A 19,667-nucleotide genomic window follows, 5' to 3' on the forward strand; every position below is an offset into this window, starting at 1 on the left:
CCTACAGGGTGACGCCTACGGCCACGTAGGCGCCATACCCCATCAACAGAACCACCCCCTCCAGGCGACTCAATCGCCGTCCGCTGACCAGGAACAGCGTCAGCAGCACCGCCGCACCCAGCATGATCCACTGATCGAACCACGCCATACGTGATGCCAGTGGCAATGGCTGCACCAGTGCGGACACCCCCAGAATGCCCAGGATATGAGACTCCCGTATACAGGCCGGAACGTCACGTAGCAACCCGTCCGGGACTGATCCATACTGCTCCTGTACTGGAAACCAACAACCGACCAGGAGCAACGCATGTTCACGCATCAGGTGGTCTGGATCACCGGGGCCTCATCCGGAATCGGCGAATCACTGGCCCTGGCGTTCGCCGGCCAGCAGGCGCGGCTGGTGCTCTCCGCCAGGCGCGAGGAGGAGCTGGAACGCGTGGCCCGGCGCTGTGAAAGTGAAACCGGCCTTTCCCGCAGCTCCATCATGGTGCTGCCACTGGATGTCGCCGAACTGGAAACAGCCTTCGGCAAAACCAGCCAGGTTCTGGAACACTTCGGCCAGATCGACCTGCTGATCAACAACGCCGGCGTGTCCCAGCGTTCGCTCTGCCAGGAAACGGATCTCGCCGTCTACCAGCGGCTGATGGATGTGGATGTCATGGGCCAGATCGCCCTGACCAAGGCCGTTCTGCCCCACATGCTGGAACGCGGCCGGGGCCATATCGCGGTCACCTCCAGTGTGGCCGGCAAGGTCGGCGTGCGTCTGCGCACCGGCTACTGTGCAGCCAAGCACGCGGTCATGGGCTTTTTTGATGCACTGCGGGCCGAAGTCGAAGACGAAGGCATCCAGGTTTCCACCATCGTGCCGGGATTCGTGGCGACCGCCGTAGCGGAGAACTCACTGGCGGCGGACGGCAGCGCCTTTGGTCAGGCCGACGAGGACAACGCCGGCGGCATGGATTCCGACAAGGCCGCGGAAGTGATCATCAATGGCCTGGGCCGGGGCAAGCGCGAAATCCCGGTGGGCGAAGGCAAGGAAATGATGGCGCTGTGGCTCAAACGGGTTTCACCGGAACTGGTCTTCCGGATGACCAAGAACCGCAAGTAACAACAGCTCACCAAAAAGGCCGGAGCGGACTCCGCTCCGGCAATGCCTTCTCACGGAAGGGCGGGGAAGCTGACTTCGGGCATTTCACCAGTCAGCGTGTGCAGGAAGGCTTCGATCTGTTCCACCTTCTCATCTGACAGTTCACGGTCCAGCATCTGGTCCGCCATCAGCTCAATCGCCTTGTCCAGCTCCTCGACGCTGCCGTTGTTGAAGTAGGGATAGGTCACGGCAACGTTGCGCAGCGTGGGTGTCTTGAACTTGAACTTATCCGACTCATTGCCAGTCACCACAAAGCGCCCCTCATCCGTGGACCCAGGCACCTCAAAACGGTGGTAATTACTGTCCGTCAGCGCCGGGCCACGATGGCAGGCGATGCACCCGGTATCAACGAACGCCTTCATGCCCTCTTTCTCCTTTTCATTCAGAGCCTGAAGGTCACCCCTCAGATAACGGTCAAACCGGGAATTGGGCGTGTTCAGGGTGCGTTCAAACGAGGCAATGGCCTTGGCCACGTTCTCCTTGTTGATCGGCTCCTCGCCACTGAACGCTTCACTGAAAAGCGTGCGGTAGACATCGAAGCTCTCAAGCCGATCAATGGCCTCATCAAGATCCATGGCCATCTCCACATCCGCCTCGATGGGGCCCAGCGCCTGCTCTTCCAGATCCTCGGCCCGGCCATCCCAGAACTGGGCGTCCAGGAACCCGGCGTTCAGGACCGTGGGCGTATTGCGCTTACCCACCTGCCCCTGGTGCCCCGTGGCCCGCGGAATCCGGTCCGTCCAGCCAAGCGCCGGGTTGTGGCAGGTAGCGCAACTGATCACGCCACTGGATGAGATCCGGGGCTCAAAGAAGAGCATCTTGCCCAACTCCACCTTCTCCGGCGTCAGGGAGTTGTCCTCCGGGATCGGGGGCAGTGCCGGCAGCGGCTCAAAGCGATCACGGTAGTCACCGTAACCATCACTGGCCACTGCAGGCCCTGTCAGCGTCATGCAGCCCAGCAGAGCTGCAAGAGCGAGAATGCGTCCTGTTTTCTTTTGCATGATCCCTCCGGATCTGTCACTTTGACTATGGTTTCATTCAAACCCGGAACCCCCAGGATTAACCATGATTTAAGTCAACATTCATGTACCGCTATCCGCGTCCACCCAGTTCCGAAATAACGCCCAGGCACGTGTTTGAGCAGCGTCGCTCACTGATGAAAGGCATGGCCGCCGGAATGGCCCTCGGCAGCCTCGGCTCAAGCCCGGCGCTTATGGCCCGTGAACTTGGCAGCGTCACGGACACGGATTTCGGGCAGGACCTCTCACCCACGCCCCTGGAAGCCATACGCGGTTACAGCAACTTCTACGAGTTCGGCACCGCCAAGGAGGACCCGCGCCAACACGCCCACCAGCTCCGGACTGATCCCTGGTCCGTGCGCGTGGAAGGCCTGGTCGATAAGCCCGGCACCTTTGCCCTTGAGGACCTGATCAGCCGCTTCCAGCTCGAGGAGCGCATCTACCGCCTGCGGTGCGTGGAAGCCTGGTCCATGGTCATTCCCTGGATCGGCTTTGAACTGCGCCAGCTGCTCAAGGCCGTGCAGCCCACATCCGAAGCACGGTTTGTGGTTTTCGAGACACTCCATGATCCGGAACAGATGCCCGGGCAGAAAAAGGACCTGCTCGACTGGCCCTATCGCGAGGGCCTGAGGCTGGATGAGGCCATGCACCCGCTGACCCTCATGGCAGTGGGCCTCTATGGTGACACTCTTCCGAAGGAAAACGGGGCACCCATACGCCTGGTGGTGCCCTGGAAGTACGGCTTCAAGAGCATCAAATCCGTGGTCCGCATCCGGCTCCAGAAGGAGCAGCCAACCAGCAGCTGGCAGGCTGTTCAGCCGGAGGAATACGGCTTCTACGCCAACGTGAACCCGAACGTGAAGCACCCGCGCTGGCACCAGGCCACAGAGCGCCGGGTCGGGGAAACGGGGCGGCGTAAAACACTGATGTTCAACGGCTACGAATCGGAAGTAGCGGACCTCTACAAGGGGATGGACCTGGAGAAGCACTTCTGATGCCACAACTGACTGGCATCCTGAGGCTGACGGGACTGATAGCGGGAACGGTGCCACTGGTGGCACTGGCCTGGGCCTGGGAGAGCGGGCAGCTGGGCTTTATGGCCTCAGAGGCACTGATCCACTGGCTGGGCAACCTCGGACTGGGCGCCCTGCTTCTGACCCTGACCCTTTCGCCGCTGAGCCGGCTGACCGGCAGCCACCTGCCCTTGGCTCTGCGCCGCCAGGCCGGACTCTGGGCCTTCGTCTATCTGGCACTGCACGCGCTGGCCTGGAGCTTTCTCGACATGGGCGGCGATGCCACGTTGATCCGCTCGGAACTGGCTGAGCAGCGCCACCTGCAGCTCGGGCTCCTGTGTCTGGTACTGCTGATGCCCCTGGCTCTGACTTCGTTCCGGCAGGCGCGCGAATGGATGGGCCTGTTACACTGGCTGCGTCTGCACAGGCTGGTCTATGCCGCTGCCATCGGCGGCGTCATCCATCAGGCCATGGTGCAGAAGGTGCTTGAATGGCCCACTTTCCTCAGCGCATCGGTTCTGGCGGTTCTCCTGGTCTACAGGGTCGCCGGCGCGCTGAGGAGCCGTCCGGGGAGTCCTGAGACATGAGCAAGGAACGGGTACTGACGCTGATACGCCACGCCAAGTCCGGCTGGGACGACCCCAGCCTGAGCGATTTTGACCGCCCCCTTAACGAACGGGGCGAACGGGACGCACCGGAAATGGCACGACGGCTGGCGGCACGCGGGGAATACCCGGACCACTTCATTGCCAGCAGTGCGCGGCGCGCCCGGGAGACAGCGCTTGTGCTTGCACAGGGCACGGGTTTTCCGGAGGCGGACATCCGCTTTGAACGCAGCCTCTATCTGGCGGATACCCAGCGACTGTTAAGCACCATCCGGAATCTGCCGGATCGGGCACGGGAGGTCTGGCTGGTGGGCCACAACCCGGACCTGACGGATCTGGCCAACCTGCTCGCCGGCCCGCACACCGATAACCTCCCTACCTGTGCGGTCTTCCGGATGGCGTTTGACGCTGGATCCTGGCGGGACGTCCGGGAAGGTTCGGGGCGCCTGCTGGTCCACGACACCCCGAAGAAGCCCTGGCAGGCTACCTGACCCGGCTGACCTGGATCAGGCCAGACTCACTGCTACCCTGCGGCCGAGCAACTACCAGCTCATAGAGTCCCTGCGTCTTCAGTGACACGGAATCGTCACACAGCAGCCGGTTTCCTGGATCACCGGGCTCCGTTACGACCAGCTGGTAATCACCCGCCTGTACGGGCAGCATCGAACTGCTGTTGCCATAGGAAAGGTTGCTTACAACCGGCTCGGGCACCACACCATTACCTGATAACGGGCTCTCACACCCGCTTCCTTCCACAAGATAAACGTCCACGGGCTCTGCTTGCCCATCATTTTCGGGATCTTTGAACCAAGTGTTCAGAATGCGGGCCCTGGCATTCGTCGCGACAGGACGGGCGTCATTGATCAGTAAGCTGGCCTGCGTGGATTCATCTGAACTGGAAGGAGGCAGGGCTCGCAGCACAACGGTACCTGCCTTCGCCCTGGCAAGACTCAAACCATAGGAGCCGCTGGCGTCCGACTCCTGGGAATCAATCGCCAGCGTATAACTCCCCGCTTCAACACCCTCATACCCCTCAGGAGCCTTGCTGCCCAGAGGGTCAACAGTGTCTGTGGCGATAGGGCCCTCAGCGCTTGCCACCTCCACGCTTTCTGTTGATGCATTCACGAACTCAAACCCGGCATCCTGTTGCATATCCGGAACCCGCCGGCTCTGCTCCCCATCAACCTCAATCAGCGACAGGTCACCCTCTCCCTGAACACCGGTGGCAGGTGTCACCGCCAGCAACAGATCATCCCCGGTATCCCAGCCAAGAACGCGGTCGCTGTCATAGATCACGTTGCTGCCACCGGCAGGGGTGATCTGGACCCGGTAGACACCCGACTCAACCCGCAGGGCCTCACTGGCGTTACCGTACGGCAGGGTCACATCCGGGCTGCCGGAGGTATCACCGCCCAGATACAGATCAACCGCCTCGAAATCCGGCGCAAGGTGGGCCACCCGGAAGCGGACATCCCTGAGCGGTTCATCACCGTCCGAATCGCCGTCACCGTCACCTTCCTCTTCCCCGTTTTCCTCGTCCTCCTCCTCGGGCTCGAAGGGCTCATCATCCTGTTCAAGCAGGATGGCGCGGGCATCGCTGTCCTCCAGGGATCCCGCCAGAAGCAGATCATGGCGCATGCCTTCGGTCAGGTTGCCCTCAAGGTTATCCAGAAGGGGTTCCGGTGCCTCCCTGCCGGTATAGCCTGCCGCCTCAAAACGGTAGTGATTCGCCGGCAGGCTGAAGGTGGCGACCCTCCCGTAATCCAGCGTCTCTGTTTGAACCTCACCATCCGCTTCCAGGCGCAGGGCGGGCGCGTCGGTCACGGCATGGAGCACACGTACGTCCACGTCATCTCCGGCGACGGTATCATTGAAGGTTTCGTCTCTCTGGCTCTCAAAGCAGCCGCTGAGCCCCAGCGTCACGGCCACGAGCAGTGCGGCCCTGGCAGGCGATTCCATGGTGTTCGTCCTGTTCCATGAAGGTTCAGGGGCGGTTTTAACAGGATCGGGGAAGCGGCAAAAGCGACCGGCTCACACTACGGGCACGGGCTCAGTCACAGCGTTCGAGCAGGCGGTTCCAGGCGCCGGCGTGGCGGGCCACCGCCTGGTCGAGGTCGTGCCAGACACTGCCTGAGTGCCGGGTACGGAGGTTGCGGCTGATGAAGGGCGTCATGGCATCCGGAGGCGGCGCGCCGGTGGCCTCGACCAGCGCTTCCAGAGCCCGTGCCATGCGGCGACCGTATCCCCGCACCTGCTGGATACGGGGTACCAGGCCATCCAGATAATGCTTACGGTAGAACGCCACCGCCCCCGCATCCATGGGGCAGCCCTGCGCTGAAGCCAGGACACGGTCCAGAATACCGGCACTATCGCCAAGACGGGCCTGCAGGGCCTCAGCACTGCGCAGCAGCTGCCCGAAGCGCGGCTCCCTGCGCCATTGGCGGTAGTGATCCGTCATGGCCGCCAGCTCCTCAGGCACCCTGCCCGGCTGTGCGGACGCCAGCATGGCGGCGACCCCGTGGAGGCTCTCAATGAGTTGATCCAGCGACTTTTCCGGCACAGGCGCCGGCACGTGGCCACCGGAACGGCTGACCAGCCGGGCCATCTCATCGCTGCCCCAGACGCCATTCCACAGTGCCAGCGGCAGTGATTCCGCCCGTGCGTCACGCGCCTTCTTCAGGGCCTCGGTGCGGGCGTCGCTGTCGATCCTGGGCAGACACTCATCCACGGCGGCCAGAAAGCGCAGGTGGTATTCCATGCGCGTGCCCGGATGCGCCACACGCCCGAGAACACTGGTCCGTTCACCGATCACCACCTGCAGTTCACAGCCGTAGAGAGACAGGAAATCCACCAGCCCCATGTCCAGTTCCGGCAGTTCCAGCCGACGTTCACGGGGGCGCGGCAGGGGCTCGACCGTGGGGATGCGGGAAGGTTCGGGCGCCACACCGAAAGCCCCGGCAAGGGCGTCAACATAGGCCTCCGCCCGGGCACCATTCTCCCCACCCGACCAGCAGCCCGCCAGGACCAGGGGCAAGAGGACCGGCAGGAGAACGCGGGCCAGCGGCCTAAACGTCATACCGGCTGACCCGGTGGAGCAGCCGGTAGCGCTCGGCCAGGACCTGCGCCATGGTCGCCACGGCGATCTCCGGGGGCGCCTTGCTGCCGATGCTGAAGCCAATGGGCGCATGGATACGCCCCATGCGGGAATCAGTGACGCCCAGCTCGTACAGGCGCTCCCGCCGCTGGGCGGCGGTGCGCTGTGATCCCATGGCGCCGATGTAGAAGGCATTGGTCTCCAGGGCAGCCAGCAGACCCATGTCGTCAATGCGTGGGTCATGACCAAGTGCCAGGATCGCGCAGTGCGCGTCATTGAAGTCGCGCTGGATGAGATCGTCCGGCAGGCAGGCGTGGCACTCGATGCCCGGTTCCTCCCAGCCCTCCAGAAACAGTGGGCGTGGTTCGCAGAGCGCGACACTGAACCCATTCATCAGGGCCATGCGCCCGACGTAGCGGGCCACTTCCCCGGCCCCGATCATCAGCATGCGCGAGCTTGGACCAATGGTGTGCAGGAACTCCTGTTCATGCTCTTCAACGCGCTCAGGCACCGAGGCACCGGCGAACTGCCAGTCGCCGCTGGCCCAGTCCACGCGTCGCGTCACCGCCCGGCGCTCGGACAGGTCATCCAGCACCCGGGCGATCGGGCCGGCATGGCGATCCGGCTCCAGAACCTCCACCACCAGCCGCATGCGGCCGCCGCAGGGCAGCCGCCAGCGCTCCTGTTCCTCTTCGGTGACGCCATGATCCACCAGCCTGGGGGCCGTGGACAGGGGCTCTCCCCCTTCCACTACCTCCCGGATCAGGGATTCCTCCAGGCAGCCCCCAGAGACCGAGCCCGACCACTCACCGGCGGCGTTGACCGCCAGCATGGAGCCCGGTGGGCGCGGCGAGGATCCCCAGGTGCGCAGAACCGTGCACAGCCAGGCCCTCTCACCGCGGGCCAGCCAGCGGCTGACATGCTCTATGACCGAAGAAGCCGGATCCTGACTCGCTTCAGGCATCGGCGCTCCCTGCCCGGAAGGGGGTACGGCGCTGGCGCTCACCCGTGAGTGCAAACAGAGCGTTGCCCAAGGCCGGGATCGCCGGCGGTGTTCCGGGTTCACCCACACCCTGCGGATCTTCCCCGTTCTCCACCAGGATAATGCTGAGTTCCGGTGTCTCGTCGTGGCGCATCAGCGTGTAGTCGTGGAAGTTGCTCTGTTTCAGGCGGCCGCTGTCATCCCAGTCCACCTCGCCATAGAGGGCTGCCGTGAGGCCGAACAGAATGCCGCCTTCCATCTGCATCCGCACAATATCCGGATTAACCATGCGGCCACAGTCCGCAGCACAGGTCACCCGGTGAACACGGATGGCGCCGTCTTCAATACTGGCTTCCACCACCTGCGCCACGAAAGTGCCGAAGCTGCGGTGCAGGGCCACGCCCCGCGCCCTGGCCTCGGGCAGCGACCCGCCCCAACCCGCGGCTTCCGCCGCCCGTTCCAGCACCGCGCGGTGCCGGGGACTGTCTTCCAGATGACGCAGGCGGAACGCCACCGGATCCTCACCGGCCCTGTGGGCCAGCTCATCCATGAAGGTCTCCACCGCGAAGCCGTTGTGGGAATGGCCAACGGAACGCCAGTAGCTGACCGGCACGCCGGCATCGGCGTGGGTATGGCGCACCCGGAGGTCCGGGACGGCGTAGGGCACATCCACAGCGCCCTCAATGGCGGAATGGTCCTTGGGGGTAAGGAAGGTGTCCTCGGTCATCCGCCCCACCGAAGCCAGGGTGTTGTAGAACATGCGTGGCGCCCAGGGGTACTGGGCGGCGGCCGCGTTGCGGGCGAACCAGTCGAAGATGAGCGGGCCGGTGATCTGGTGATCCCAGGCCGTAACGCGCCCGTCAGCCAGGGCGCCGCGGAAGCGGTGCAGCATCGCCGGACGGAAAACGTCATGCCGGATGTCGTCCTCCCGGGACCACACCAGCTTGACGGGCTCCTGTCTCTGGCTGGCGATCTCCGCCACCTCTTCCACGTACTCCTGGGTCAGGCGCCGACCGAAACCACCGCCCAGGAAGGTGGTATGCACCCTGATCTCACCAGGGGAATAGCCACTGGTGCGTGCCGCCGCGATCCGTGCCAGATCGGGCCCCTGGGTCGGAGCCCAGACCTCCAGCCCCCGGTCCGTGACCATGGCAGTGGCGTTCTGGGGCTCCATGGTGGCATGGGCCAGGAAGGGCGCCTCGTATTCAGCCTCCAGCACCCCATCCGCGTTCTCAAGCACACCGGCGGCATCCCCGTCACTGCGCTCGGTATCACCGGCGCTGTCATCCGCCGCCTGACGGTACTGGCGGAAAACCGACTCCTGGGTGACCTTCACCGCATCGGACTCGTCCCACTCAATGCTCAGCTCACCCCGCGCCTTCATGGCCTGCCAGTAGCTTTCCGCCACCACGGCAACGCCACGCTCAATGGCCAGCACATCGATCACACCGGGAAGCTCCCGTGCCCTGGCATCATCAAAGGCGACAAGACGCGCGCCGATGGCCGGTGGCCGTGCCACCACGGCGTAGCGCATCCCCTCCAGCTCCACATCGATACCGAAGCGGGCCTGGCCCGTAACCTTGGCCAGGGCATCCAGGCGGCGGTTATGTTTACCAATGTAGCGGAAGTCTTCCGGGCGACGCAGCGTGACCTCTTCGGGCATGCTCTGGCGTGCCGCCAGTGCCAGAAGGTCCTTGTAGGCCATCCGCTGGGTACCGGCCGGGTGCAGCACATGGCCGTCTTCGGTGGTCAGTGACGCAACCGGCTCCTGCCAGACCTCCGCAGCCGAGGCCAGAAGAACCGCCCGCACCCGGGCACCGGCCTCGCGCACCCGCTCCCAGCTGGTACGCACACTGGAGCTGCCACCCGTTACCTGAAGGCCGTACTGGGGGTTGATGTAGGCATCGCCCACCGGCGCGAAAACCACCTCAATGTTCTCCGGGGCCACATCCAGCTCTTCCGCCACCAGGGTGGTAATGCCGGTCACTGTCCCCTGCCCCATCTCCACACGGTCCAGGGTGAACGCCACCCCACCGTCAGGATCAATCTCAAGCCAGGCGTTGGGCGCCCAGGCCCCGACACGGGTTGGTTCCCTTTCATCCGGGGCAGTGGCGCAGCCGGGCAGCACCATGCCCAGTACCAGAGCGCCGGAGCCAGCAGCACCCAGGCGGAACAGTTCACGTCGGGATACTCCACTCATGAGGCACCCCCATCCGCAACGGAGCGGATGGCGGCATGGATCCGGGGATAGGTGCCACAGCGACAGAGATTGGCGGCCATGAATTCACTGATCCGCTCATCATCCGGGTTCGTCTCCTGGTCAAGCAGCGCCGCAGCGCTCATGATCTGGCCGGACTGGCAGTAACCGCACTGGGGCACATTATGCTCAAGCCATGCCGCCTGCACCGGGTGCAGGCTGTCTTCGCTGGCAAGACCTTCAATGGTGGTAACCGACACCTCGCCACCGGCTACCCTGGCAACCGGCGTAATGCAGCTGCGCTGCGCACTGCCATCAATATGCACGGTACACGCCCCGCACTGGCCAATTCCGCACCCGAACTTGGTGCCCTTAAGCCCCATCCAGTCACGCAGCACCCACAGCAGGGGCGTATCCTCCGGGGCATCCACCGACTGTTCGGCGCCATTCACCCTGATCGTTATTGTCATTGTTCACTCCTGTAACAGTGGCCCTTCAACCACTGAACCGCTCTCGGTTGCGTTCCCGCTCTTCCGGACTCTTGCGCAGCATCACGTAGACCGCTCCCGTGCCGCCCTGTTTCGGCTGCGCGGAGTGGAACGCCATTACATCCTCGAGCTGCGGCAGCCACTGGTTGACGTAGCTCTTGATGGTAGCGATACGGTCCGGATTGCGCTCCCCCTTACCATGCTTGATCAGCACCGAGCGCACACCACGGCGCAGGCATTCGCGGATGAAGTTGAACACCTCCTGGCGGGCTTCATCCACAGTCATCCGATGCAGGTCCAGCTGTGCCTCAATGGGGTACTGCCCCAGGCGTACCTTCTTGAAAACGCCATGCTGGATACCGTCGCGCTTGAAACTCAGCTCATCCTGGGGGCCCAGCCACGCCACATCCGTGGCGGTCAGAGGGTTACGGTCCCGGGTTTTCTCGAGCACGGCGGCCCGCTGGCGCTCCAGCTGCCCCGGGGTAACCTGACGCCCCCCATCAAGATCCGCACGATCCGGCTTGCGGATCGGCTCAACGTCCCCCATGGCCTCAAGGAACTGAAGGCGCTCATCCTTCGTGGTCATAGCAGCCCCTCAACTGGAAACAGGCTTCGCCGCTACTCTACCACCCGCCCTGAAAGCAGGGAAACGCCGCCAATGGCGTTATTTTATGTCACGGGGGTGCATGATCTGTTGAGGGATGGATGGGGGTCGACTAGTTTGAACAACACCCCCAAGTGTTGCCACCACTGATACGGGCACAGAGCCGATGGATGAGAACGAGCGCTACAACCTTTACCGGAAGCTGCGGTTTCTGATCACGGATGACTTTGAGAACTTCCGAAAGTCCATGCGTCAGATGCTCAGCAGCTTTGGCGCCGAAAAGATCGACATGGCGGCCAACGGCAACGAAACCATTGCCAAGTGCAGCAAGGACCATTACGACGTCCTGATCTGTGACTTCAACCTGGGCTCTGGGAAGACCGGCCAGCAGGTGCTGGAGGCGCTGCGCCACAACAGGCTGCTGCGCCATACATCACTGTTTGTGCTGGTGACCGCGGAAACCTCACGGGAGATCGTGATGGGCGCCCGGGAATACCACCCCGATACCTACATCATCAAACCCATTACCCAGGCCGTGCTGCAGAAACGCATGGATGCCCTGATGGCCCAGCGCCACGCCCTCTACCCCATCAACCATGCCCTCGACCAGCAGGACCTGCCGGAAGCCATCAGCCAGGCGGAGCAGCTCCTGCAGACGAAGACCCGCTACCGTAACCGGATCATGCAGATCCTCGGTGACCTCTACCTGCAGCGCGGCACGCCAGATCCCGCACGCGGCATCTACGAACAGGTGCTGGAAGGCCGCGAGCTGGCCTGGGCCCGCATGGGCATGGGGCGGGCCGCACTGGCCCGCAACGCCCTGGACGAAGCCATCAGCCATTTCGAGACACTGATCGACAGCAACCCGGACTACATCGAGGCCTACGATGCCCTGGCGGACGCACTGCAGCGCAAGGGCAACAGCCGCAGGGCCCAGGAGGTCGTGCAAAAGGCGGTTGAGATCTCGCCCCTGGCCATCCTGCGCCAGAAACAGCTTGCCGGCATCGCCGCCAGTAACCAGGACATGGACACCGCCGCCGATGCCTGGCGCGCCACCGTTAAGCTCAGCGACAACTCCATCCACGACAATCCCGAAAACTACCTTGGCCTGGGCCGCTCCCTGTCCGAACTCAGCGACGGCAACACCTCCAGCGAAGGCAAACAACTGGCGGACGAGGCCCTCAAGACGCTGCATAACATGGAGCGCCGCTTCAAGGACGATGAAAGCGCGAAAACCCGGAAACAGCTGGTAGCCGCCCGGGTCTACGCCGGCCAGGGCCGGATGAACGAAAGCCGCAAGGCGCTGGACAGCATCAGTGACCAGCTGGATCCGGAGACCCTGAGCCCGGAGGAGACCCTGGATTACGCCCGCGCGCTCTACACCCAGCAGGAGGATGGGGCTGCCCAGCGGGTTCTCAACCAGCTGGCCGAACGCTGTCAGGATGACCCGAAAATCATGAAGGCCATCGAGGAACTGATGGATGAGCCCGTCAGCTTCCACAAGAAGAACCAGGCCCGGGCGCTTAACAAGGAAGGCATCAAGGCCTTTGAGAGCGGCGAGCTGGGTCAGGCCGCGGATTCCTTCAGCCAGACTCTGGAGCTGGTGCCCCAGCATCCGGCCCTGAACCTCAACCTGGTCCAGGTGCTGCTCAAGAATGCGGAAAAGGAAGGAAAAGGGTCAGACCCGAACATGCTGCGCCGCTGTGAGCGGTGCCTTGATCAGCTCAGCCACCTGCCGCCCCAGCACAAGCAGTACAAACGCTACCAGTTCCTGAAAAAGAAAATTGCGGATCTCAAATCCGGGAGCAACACATGAGCAATGATCTCGACTTTTCCACGGTGCTCGCCTCAACCGTCCATGACATGAAGAATTCCCTGGGGATGCTGTTGAATTCACTGGATGAGGTGCGTGACTCAGTCGGCGAGGAGGTTCGTGGTGCCCGCCCCTTCACCACCCTCGAGTATGAGGCCCAGCGGGTGCATGGCGACCTGGTCCAGCTGCTGAGTCTCTACCGGCTGTCCGAGGAAAAGCTTTCCGCGACCGTGGAGGAGCAGCTGGTCCACGACTTTCTTGATGAGCAGCAGGCCCATCACCGGCGCCTGCTGGAAGGGCTGGGCATCACACTGGAGGTCCACACCGAGCCGGATGCGGAGGAAGGCTATTTTGATCCCCAGCTCGTCAGTGGCGTCCTGACCAATGTGATCAACAACGCCATCCGCTACGCCGGCAGCCAACTCCAGCTGAACGCCCGTGCCGAAGACGGCTGGCTGGTACTGAGCGTGGAGGACGATGGGCCGGGCTACCCGGAACACATGCTGGCGGTGGATTTTTCCGGCACCGAGCGCATCGACTTCAGCACCGGCAGCACCAACCTCGGGCTCTATTTCGCCGAACGCATGGCCGGGATGCACACCGCCGGCGAACGTCAGGGCTTCACCCGCCTGCGCAATGGCGGTGATCTGGGAGGCAGTGTATTCGAGCTGTGGCTGCCGTAACCCCGTAAAGGGTTTCAGCTACTTAGGCTTGCGGGGAGGCGGCTCCATCCCTGGAGCCGAGGGGATGGAGTTCAGAATGAGCGACTGAGTTCCACGGAAGCGCTCCATGCGCTCAGGTCGTAAGAGCCAGTGTAACTGGCATTCCCATCTTCAGTCGTGGGCTGAGCATGGGTGTATTCCCGCTCGTTGACCTTCGCGTCACCATCAAAGATGAGCGTGCCAACGGCCGCATCCACGGTCCAGTCGGTATTGGCCGGCGCAAACTGGGCACCCAGAGTCAGCCAGTGGCGGTCCTGGGAGGGAATGCGTGCTGTCGTGTAGCTGTCCACAGGTGATTCGTCCCAGGCGTAGCCCGCTTTGAGCTTCCACTGCGGGTCCGCCTGCCAGGTGGCACCGAGGTTGTACTGCCAGGTGTCCTGCCACTTCTCGGTGATATGGGTGATCGGATTACCAACCTGGCCTTGGGCTCTGAGTGCGCTGGAAACTTCACCTGTACCACCCTCACCGGAGTAAATGTCGAGCTCCTCAAAGTCGCTCCAGCGTGCCCAAGTGGCGCCAAACAGCAGGGTAACGTCATCATTAAGCTGATGCCGTGCACCGAAGGTTACGCTCGGCGGGATATCGAGAGGAACCTCCGCCTCCTCTTTAAGAGTTGTGAGTCCGTTTTGAGTCGGGAAATCACTGATGGTGATGTCACCTTCTAAAGAAGAGCCTGTGCCTGTCTCAGCGGTCAGGCCAAACTGTGTCCTGTCTGAGAGTTCATACAGGGCACCGATGCGGAGCGTGTATTCAATGGTGTCACCTTCAACGTTCGAATAGGTCGGCGCTGCTGCGAGTTGTTGTCTTTCTTGAGCGCTAATTGCCCCTTTTTGCTCCAGTTTATACAGCGCTCCCGAAGTATCTGCGAACTTGGACAACTTGCCGTCCAGATACATGATATTCACGCCGACACCCAGAGACAGCCCATTGCCGGAATCCACTGCAATGGAAGGCGTGAGGGCGATACCGGTGAGTTCCGTTTCATCCGCAAAGTAGCGACCGGTAAAGTCATCATCGTAGTCTGCCGCCAGACCATAGGGCGCATGCAGACCAACACCCACAGCGACATTCTCCGACATCTCATGGGTCAGGAAAGCGCTGGGGAGATAGGCGGGATCAGCAATATCACCACCGGTCGTACCACTAACAGGCTGACCGAGCTGATTGGTTGCGGATGCACTATCGGCTTCAGCATCGATATCCAGAACCGCAGCACCGAAGGAGAGATTGGTACCGGAAAGCTGGGTCATACCCGCTGGGTTGAAGATCACCGTCGAGGCGTTCTGCGGGTTGGCAGCGGCGCCGGCATTGGCGGTGCCCATGGCGCTCGCGCTCTGCTCGTTCAGGGAGAAGCCACCCGCCATGGCCATACCGGGAATCATTGCAGCGGTAAGAACAACTGCGCCTTTTGCATCAAAGACTGTACGCATCATTACCTCTTTGTTGTGTCTGTCGGCGCGGATTCTAATGCGGTTTCAGCTCACATCACAAATTACAGTCACCAATCAGTGGCCGGCCGGCCATAGCAGAGCGGTTTCTCCACCCGGATCCGGGATATGCCCCCCGGGTGCACGAAGCGCGACTGACGCCCAGAATGCCCGCTTCCATGCCGGACGTTCGGGTTCAACGGTTATGAACCCCGGACATATCCGGAAGCTCGTGGGCTATGCCCTTGTGGCAGTCAATGCAGGTTGCCTCATCGCCGGCCAGGGCGGTGGAGTGGGCTTCCGCAGCGCGGGGGCTCTGGCGGGTGAAGTCCATGGAATCGAATTCATGGCAGTTGCGGCATTCCAGTGAGTCGTTTGCCTCCAGGCGTGCCCACTCGCGTTCCGCCAGCTCCCGACGTTTGGCCTCGAACTTCTCGGGCGTATTGATGGTGCCGAAGAGCCAGCCCCAGACCTCCTTCGAGGCTTCCATCTTGCGCGCCACCTTGTCCGTCCACTCGTGGGGCACATGGCAGTCCGAACAGGTCGCCCGCACGCCGGAGCTGTTGCTGTAGTGGACAGTGCCCTTGAGCTCCTCAAAAACATTGTCCCTCATCTCATGGCAGGAAACGCAGAACTGTTCAGTGTTGGTGGCCTCCATCGCGGTGTTGAAACCGCCCCAGAAGATGATGCCGGCAATGAATCCCCCCAGAACCAGTACGCCCAGGCTGATGGTGGCCGCTGGCCGCCACAGCAGGCGCCAGTAGTAGCACAGCCATTGTTTCATTCCGCGCCTCCCTGGCCATCACCGTCCTCGGCCAGCCGACGCAGCACCTCATCAACCGTCTCAAAACGGTTCTCCACCAGCGGCTCAGCGTCAGTCTGCGGCACATGGCACTGGGTGCAGAAGTAACGGTCAGGGGACACCGCCGCCAGCACCTGCTTGTTGCGGTCCATGAAGTGGGTGATGCTGACCATCGGGGCGCCGCTTTCCGGTGAGGCGCTGCGGCTGTGGCAGTCCAGGCACTGGTTGAAGCGTTTATCCAGCTGGTAGCCGTCAATACTGTGCGGGATCACCGGCGGCTGCTCCGGGTAATTGCGTTCCTCGCGCCCCTTGCGGTCGGTGACACCGGCAATGGGCGGAGCGGCAGGCGTCGCGCTGTAGCCGGCACCACGCAGACCATCCGGCCTGGGCGCGTCCGTCTTCTCCGCGGCCACGCCCATGGCCAGAACAGTGAGCACCAGTAGGGTGACGGTCGTGATGAAGCTTTTCATAATGGGCCTCCCTTTGCCGGTGCCTTAAGCCAGGTTCACGAGTTCCAGGCGAACCGCGCACTTCTTGAAGTCGGTCTGCTTGGAGATGGGATCGGTGGCGTCCAGCGTGACCTTGTTGATCAGCTTGCCCGCGTCGAAGAAGGGCACGAAGATCAGCCCCCTGGGTGGATTCACGCGGCCCCGTGTCTCGACCCGGGCGCGGATGGAGCCCCGCCGGCTGACCACGCGCACCTCGCTGCCACGGCGCATGCCCTGCTCCCGGGCATCGTCGAAGTTCATGTAGACCAGAGCATCCGGCACGGCCTGGTGCAGCTCCGGTACCCGGCGCGTCATGGACCCGGTGTGCCAGTGCTCCAGAACCCGGCCGGTGCACAGCCACATGGGGTATTCATCGTCCGGGCTCTCGGCCGGCGGCTCATCGGGCACCGCGAAGATACGGGCGCGGTTGTCCTCGTTACCGTAGAACTGCCAGCCGGTGCCCTCCTCCACGTAGGGATCCAGTCCCTCGCGGTAGCGCCAGCGGGTCTCCTCGCCGTCAATCACCGGCCAGCGCAGGCCACGCACCTCGTGGTAGGTGTCGAAGGGCGCCAGGTCCTTACCCTTGTCCTCACCGAAGTTCCGGTATTCCTCGAAGATGCCCTTCTGGATGTAGAACCCGAAATCCTGGGACTCATGGTTCGGGTAGCCCTCCCGCATCTGATCCAGCGGGTAGGCATCGACATTGCCGTTGGCAAAGAGCACATCGAACAGGGTCTTATCCCGAAGCTCCGGTGCTTTCTGCAGCTGCTCCTCCGGCCAGACCTCATCCACCCGGATGCGCTTTGAAAGCGCCACCGTCTGCCACAGGTCCGAGCGGGACTCGCCCGGCGCGTTCACCAACTGGTAGAAGAACTGGGTCCGGCGTTCGGAGTTGCCGAAAGCCCCCTCCTTCTCAACCCAGGAGGCGGTGGGCAGGATCAGGTCCGCGCACTGGGCGGACACCGTGGGGTACATGTCGGAGACAATGATGAAGGACTCCGGGTTGCGCCATCCGGGGTAAGTCTCCTGGGCTGAGTTCGGGCCGGCCTGGATGTTGTTGGTCACCTGGGTCCAGTAGACCTTGAGGTTACCGTCGCGCAGCTGGCGGCTCTGCTCCACCGCATGGAACCCCACCTTTGAGGGAATGGTTCCTTCCGGCAGTTTCCAGATCTTCTCCGCCTTCTTCCGGTGGTCGGCGTTGGCCACCACCATGTCCGCCGGCAGCCGATGCGCGAATGTGCCCACCTCCCTGGCAGTGCCACAGGCGGAAGGCTGGCCCGTCAGCGAGAACGGGCTGTTGCCCGGGGTGCTGATCTTGCCGGTAAGAAGATGCAGGTTATAGATCAGGTTGTTCACCCACACGCCCCGGGTGTGCTGGTTCACGCCCATGGTCCAGAAGGTCATCACCTTGCGGTCAGGGTCCGCATAGAGCTCGGCCAGGCGCTTGAGCTGGCTTTCCCGCACGCCGGATTCACGGGCAGCGCGTTCGAGGGTAAACTCACTGACGTGCTCGCGGAATGCCTCGAAGCTCATGTCCGACCAGCTGTTGGGGTTGTCCGCGTTCTCGGCGTCCTGCTGGCGCGGATCCTCAGGGCGCAGGCCGTAGCCGATATCGGTCACGTTCCGGACGAACTTCGTGTGGTTGTTGACGAAATCCTCGTTCACATTGCCGGACTGGATAATGTGGTTGGCGATGTAGTTGAGGATGACAATATCCGCATGGGGATGCATGACCATGCCGTTGTCCGCCAGATCAAAGGAGCGGTGCTCAAACGTGGAGAGCACGGCGACCTCGGTATCCGGGAAGGACAGGCGCCGGTCCGTGACCCGGGTCCAGAGCACCGGGTGCATCTCCGCCATGTTGGAGCCCCAGACAACAAAGGCATCCGCCTCTTCGATGTCGTCATACACACCCATGGGCTCGTCCGCTCCGAAGGTGCGCATGAACCCGCCCACCGCCGAGGCCATGCAGTGCCGGGCGTTGGGATCGATATTGTTGGTGCGGAAGCCGGCCTTCATCAGCTTGGAGGCGGCGTACCCTTCCCAGATGGTCCACTGGCCGGAGCCGAACATGGCCACGCTGTCCGGGCCATGCTCACGGATGGCTGTCTTGAACTTCTCGGCCATGACGTCCAGCGCCTCGTCCCAGGATACCGGCTCGAACTGGCCTTCCTTGTGGTACTGGCCGTCGCGCTTACGCAGCATGGGCTGTTCCAGCCGGTCCTTCCCGTACAGGATCTTGGAGAGGAAGTAGCCCTTCACACAGTTGAGCCCCCGGTTCACTTCGGACTGGTTGTCACCGTGGGTGGCGACGATCTGCCCGTCCCGGGTGCCGACCATGACGCTGCAGCCCACGCCGCAGAAGCGGCAGGCGGCCTTGTCCCATCGCAGCGAGGTCAGCTCCTGGTTGGTGATCAGGTTGCTGGCGCCGGCCGGAATGGCCATCCCCGCCGTGGCAGCAGCGGCCCCGGCGGCATTGGCCTTGGCGAATTCCCGACGTGTCATGGTCATGGCTGGATTTCCTCCGGTTGATCCGCTTCCTGGGCATTGAGGATTTCGTGGTAGATGAGATTGACGGTGAACACGCCGGGGCGATCCCGGCAGGCATCCATCAGGTCAAGAATCGGCTGGCGGCCCTCGCTTTCGGTGATCAGCACCAGCTTGCCGGCCGGGTCCGTGCCGCGGACTTCCGCCTCAGGGTGGGCCCCGGCCCACTGGCTCAGGTCTTCCAGGGACTCCGGGGCCACCTGAACGAGCAGGCTCGCGATATGGATCTCGTCTGTCATGGCGGGGTTCCCACTAGCCTGCCGGAGGGCCGGGCGGGCCCATCAGCTCCTGGAACATCCAGACGCCAAAGCCATAGCCGCCAACGACCATGAAGGTCACCAGTGGGAACAGAAAAACGATCAGGAAAAGGAAGAGCCCGATCTCGTGTTTCCTGCGGTCTTCTTCAGGCACCTGAGCCGGGTCCGTCATAAGGGCCTCGTTTGTTATTGCCGCATCGTGAGTCCATCTAATCACCATTGGCTATCAAGGCCATTGCGAAAAATCAATATTCAGAAAGACGCTACACGAGATTGCGACGCAGCAGCAGTTTGACCAGTCGGATCTGGGGGGTGTCGGTGGGGTAGCTCTGCAGATACTGATCCCGGAAACGGATCATTGTTTCCCGGTTGTGGATGAAGTGCGGGTCTATTCCGGTCAGGCGCCGGATCACCCGGCGCTCCCGGGGCGTGAGCCGGATCTGGTCACCGTGGACAAGCATG

Annotated in this window: 21 protein-coding genes; 6 read left to right on the forward strand and 15 right to left on the reverse strand. The window is 62.8% G+C overall.

What is annotated here, in order from left to right:
• Window position 1: 1 nt before the first annotated feature.
• Window positions 2-319 (reverse strand): hypothetical protein, encoded by a 318-nt coding sequence (locus CK501_RS17160; protein ID WP_332888975.1) that lies wholly within the window; start codon window positions 317-319, stop codon window positions 2-4.
• Here CK501_RS17160 and CK501_RS10000 point away from each other — a divergent pair.
• Entirely contained in the window at window positions 308-1,108 is an 801-nt protein-coding gene (locus CK501_RS10000; protein ID WP_095617563.1) for an SDR family oxidoreductase, read from the forward strand. The two genes, CK501_RS17160 and CK501_RS10000, sit on opposite strands and share 12 nt — an antisense overlap.
• A gap of 50 nt (window positions 1,109-1,158) precedes the next feature.
• Here the strand turns inward: CK501_RS10000 and CK501_RS10005 are convergent, their stop codons facing one another.
• Window positions 1,159-2,148 carry a cytochrome-c peroxidase gene (locus tag CK501_RS10005; protein ID WP_095617564.1) on the reverse strand — a complete coding sequence of 330 codons (990 nt, stop codon included), beginning with the start codon at window positions 2,146-2,148 and terminating at the stop codon, window positions 1,159-1,161.
• Between the two features lie 83 nt (window positions 2,149-2,231).
• Here CK501_RS10005 and msrP point away from each other — a divergent pair, with 83 nt between their 5' ends.
• Genes msrP through CK501_RS10020 form a run of 3 tightly spaced genes read left to right on the forward strand, consistent with a single transcriptional unit; the run spans window position 2,232 to window position 4,275 of the window.
• Window positions 2,232-3,161 (forward strand): protein-methionine-sulfoxide reductase catalytic subunit MsrP, encoded by a 930-nt coding sequence (msrP, locus tag CK501_RS10010; RefSeq protein WP_095617565.1) that lies wholly within the window; start codon window positions 2,232-2,234, stop codon window positions 3,159-3,161.
• Complete coding sequence (locus CK501_RS10015; RefSeq protein ID WP_095617566.1) at window positions 3,161-3,766, forward strand: ferric reductase-like transmembrane domain-containing protein; 606 nt, start codon at window positions 3,161-3,163, stop codon at window positions 3,764-3,766. The genes msrP and CK501_RS10015 overlap by 1 nt, the downstream gene beginning before the upstream one ends.
• Window positions 3,763-4,275, forward strand: coding sequence for a SixA phosphatase family protein (locus CK501_RS10020; protein WP_095617567.1), 513 nt, complete (start codon window positions 3,763-3,765; stop codon window positions 4,273-4,275). Before CK501_RS10015 ends, CK501_RS10020 begins: the two co-directional genes overlap by 4 nt.
• On the opposite strand, the gene CK501_RS10025 is transcribed toward CK501_RS10020, so the two are convergent.
• From CK501_RS10025 to smrA, 6 genes are all read right to left on the reverse strand, one after another.
• Window positions 4,268-5,743, reverse strand: coding sequence for a DUF4397 domain-containing protein (locus tag CK501_RS10025; RefSeq protein WP_095617568.1), 1,476 nt, complete (start codon window positions 5,741-5,743; stop codon window positions 4,268-4,270). The two genes, CK501_RS10020 and CK501_RS10025, sit on opposite strands and share 8 nt — an antisense overlap.
• Window positions 5,744-5,834: 91 nt before the next feature.
• Window positions 5,835-6,860 carry a DUF3080 family protein gene (locus tag CK501_RS10030; RefSeq protein ID WP_158223094.1) on the reverse strand — a complete coding sequence of 342 codons (1,026 nt, stop codon included), beginning with the start codon at window positions 6,858-6,860 and terminating at the stop codon, window positions 5,835-5,837.
• Window positions 6,850-7,842: an XdhC family protein gene (locus tag CK501_RS10035; RefSeq protein ID WP_095617570.1), complete on the reverse strand. Its 993-nt coding sequence runs from the start codon at window positions 7,840-7,842 to the stop codon at window positions 6,850-6,852. The genes CK501_RS10030 and CK501_RS10035 overlap by 11 nt, the downstream gene beginning before the upstream one ends.
• On the reverse strand, window positions 7,835-10,060 hold the full coding sequence (locus CK501_RS10040; RefSeq protein WP_095617571.1) for a xanthine dehydrogenase family protein molybdopterin-binding subunit: 2,226 nt from the start codon (window positions 10,058-10,060) through the stop codon (window positions 7,835-7,837). Before CK501_RS10040 ends, CK501_RS10035 begins: the two co-directional genes overlap by 8 nt.
• Window positions 10,057-10,527: a (2Fe-2S)-binding protein gene (locus tag CK501_RS10045; protein WP_198949462.1), complete on the reverse strand. Its 471-nt coding sequence runs from the start codon at window positions 10,525-10,527 to the stop codon at window positions 10,057-10,059. Before CK501_RS10045 ends, CK501_RS10040 begins: the two co-directional genes overlap by 4 nt.
• Before the next feature lie 25 nt (window positions 10,528-10,552).
• Window positions 10,553-11,131, reverse strand: a complete 579-nt coding sequence (smrA, locus tag CK501_RS10050) for a DNA endonuclease SmrA (protein ID WP_095617572.1) — start codon at window positions 11,129-11,131, stop codon at window positions 10,553-10,555.
• Window positions 11,132-11,315: 184 nt separating this feature from the next.
• Between smrA and CK501_RS10055 the strand changes: the two genes are divergently transcribed.
• On the forward strand, window positions 11,316-12,965 hold the full coding sequence (locus CK501_RS10055) for a response regulator (protein ID WP_095617573.1): 1,650 nt from the start codon (window positions 11,316-11,318) through the stop codon (window positions 12,963-12,965).
• Complete coding sequence (locus CK501_RS10060; protein ID WP_095617574.1) at window positions 12,962-13,645, forward strand: sensor histidine kinase; 684 nt, start codon at window positions 12,962-12,964, stop codon at window positions 13,643-13,645. The genes CK501_RS10055 and CK501_RS10060 overlap by 4 nt, the downstream gene beginning before the upstream one ends.
• Before the next feature lie 71 nt (window positions 13,646-13,716).
• Here CK501_RS10060 and CK501_RS10065 read toward each other — a convergent pair whose 3' ends face one another.
• From CK501_RS10065 to CK501_RS10095, 7 genes are all read right to left on the reverse strand, one after another.
• Window positions 13,717-15,114, reverse strand: a complete 1,398-nt coding sequence (locus CK501_RS10065; protein WP_198949463.1) for an OmpP1/FadL family transporter — start codon at window positions 15,112-15,114, stop codon at window positions 13,717-13,719.
• Window positions 15,115-15,307: 193 nt separating this feature from the next.
• Window positions 15,308-15,895, reverse strand: a complete 588-nt coding sequence (locus CK501_RS10070; RefSeq protein ID WP_095617576.1) for a NapC/NirT family cytochrome c — start codon at window positions 15,893-15,895, stop codon at window positions 15,308-15,310.
• Window positions 15,892-16,383 (reverse strand): nitrate reductase cytochrome c-type subunit, encoded by a 492-nt coding sequence (locus CK501_RS10075; RefSeq protein WP_095617577.1) that lies wholly within the window; start codon window positions 16,381-16,383, stop codon window positions 15,892-15,894. Before CK501_RS10075 ends, CK501_RS10070 begins: the two co-directional genes overlap by 4 nt.
• Before the next feature lie 24 nt (window positions 16,384-16,407).
• Window positions 16,408-18,912: a nitrate reductase catalytic subunit NapA gene (napA, locus tag CK501_RS10080; protein ID WP_095617578.1), complete on the reverse strand. Its 2,505-nt coding sequence runs from the start codon at window positions 18,910-18,912 to the stop codon at window positions 16,408-16,410.
• Entirely contained in the window at window positions 18,909-19,187 is a 279-nt protein-coding gene (locus tag CK501_RS10085) for a chaperone NapD (RefSeq protein ID WP_095617579.1), read from the reverse strand. The genes napA and CK501_RS10085 overlap by 4 nt, the downstream gene beginning before the upstream one ends.
• A 13-nt stretch (window positions 19,188-19,200) precedes the next feature.
• Window positions 19,201-19,377 carry a nitrate reductase gene (locus tag CK501_RS10090; protein ID WP_077530727.1) on the reverse strand — a complete coding sequence of 59 codons (177 nt, stop codon included), beginning with the start codon at window positions 19,375-19,377 and terminating at the stop codon, window positions 19,201-19,203.
• Between the two features lie 91 nt (window positions 19,378-19,468).
• Window positions 19,469-19,666 (reverse strand): hypothetical protein, encoded by a 198-nt coding sequence (locus CK501_RS10095; protein WP_095617580.1) that lies wholly within the window; start codon window positions 19,664-19,666, stop codon window positions 19,469-19,471.
• Between the last annotated feature and the right edge of the window lies 1 nt (window position 19,667).

Source organism: Halovibrio salipaludis, from assembly GCF_002286965.1.
GTDB classification, from domain to species: domain Bacteria; phylum Pseudomonadota; class Gammaproteobacteria; order Pseudomonadales; family Oleiphilaceae; genus Halospina; species Halospina salipaludis.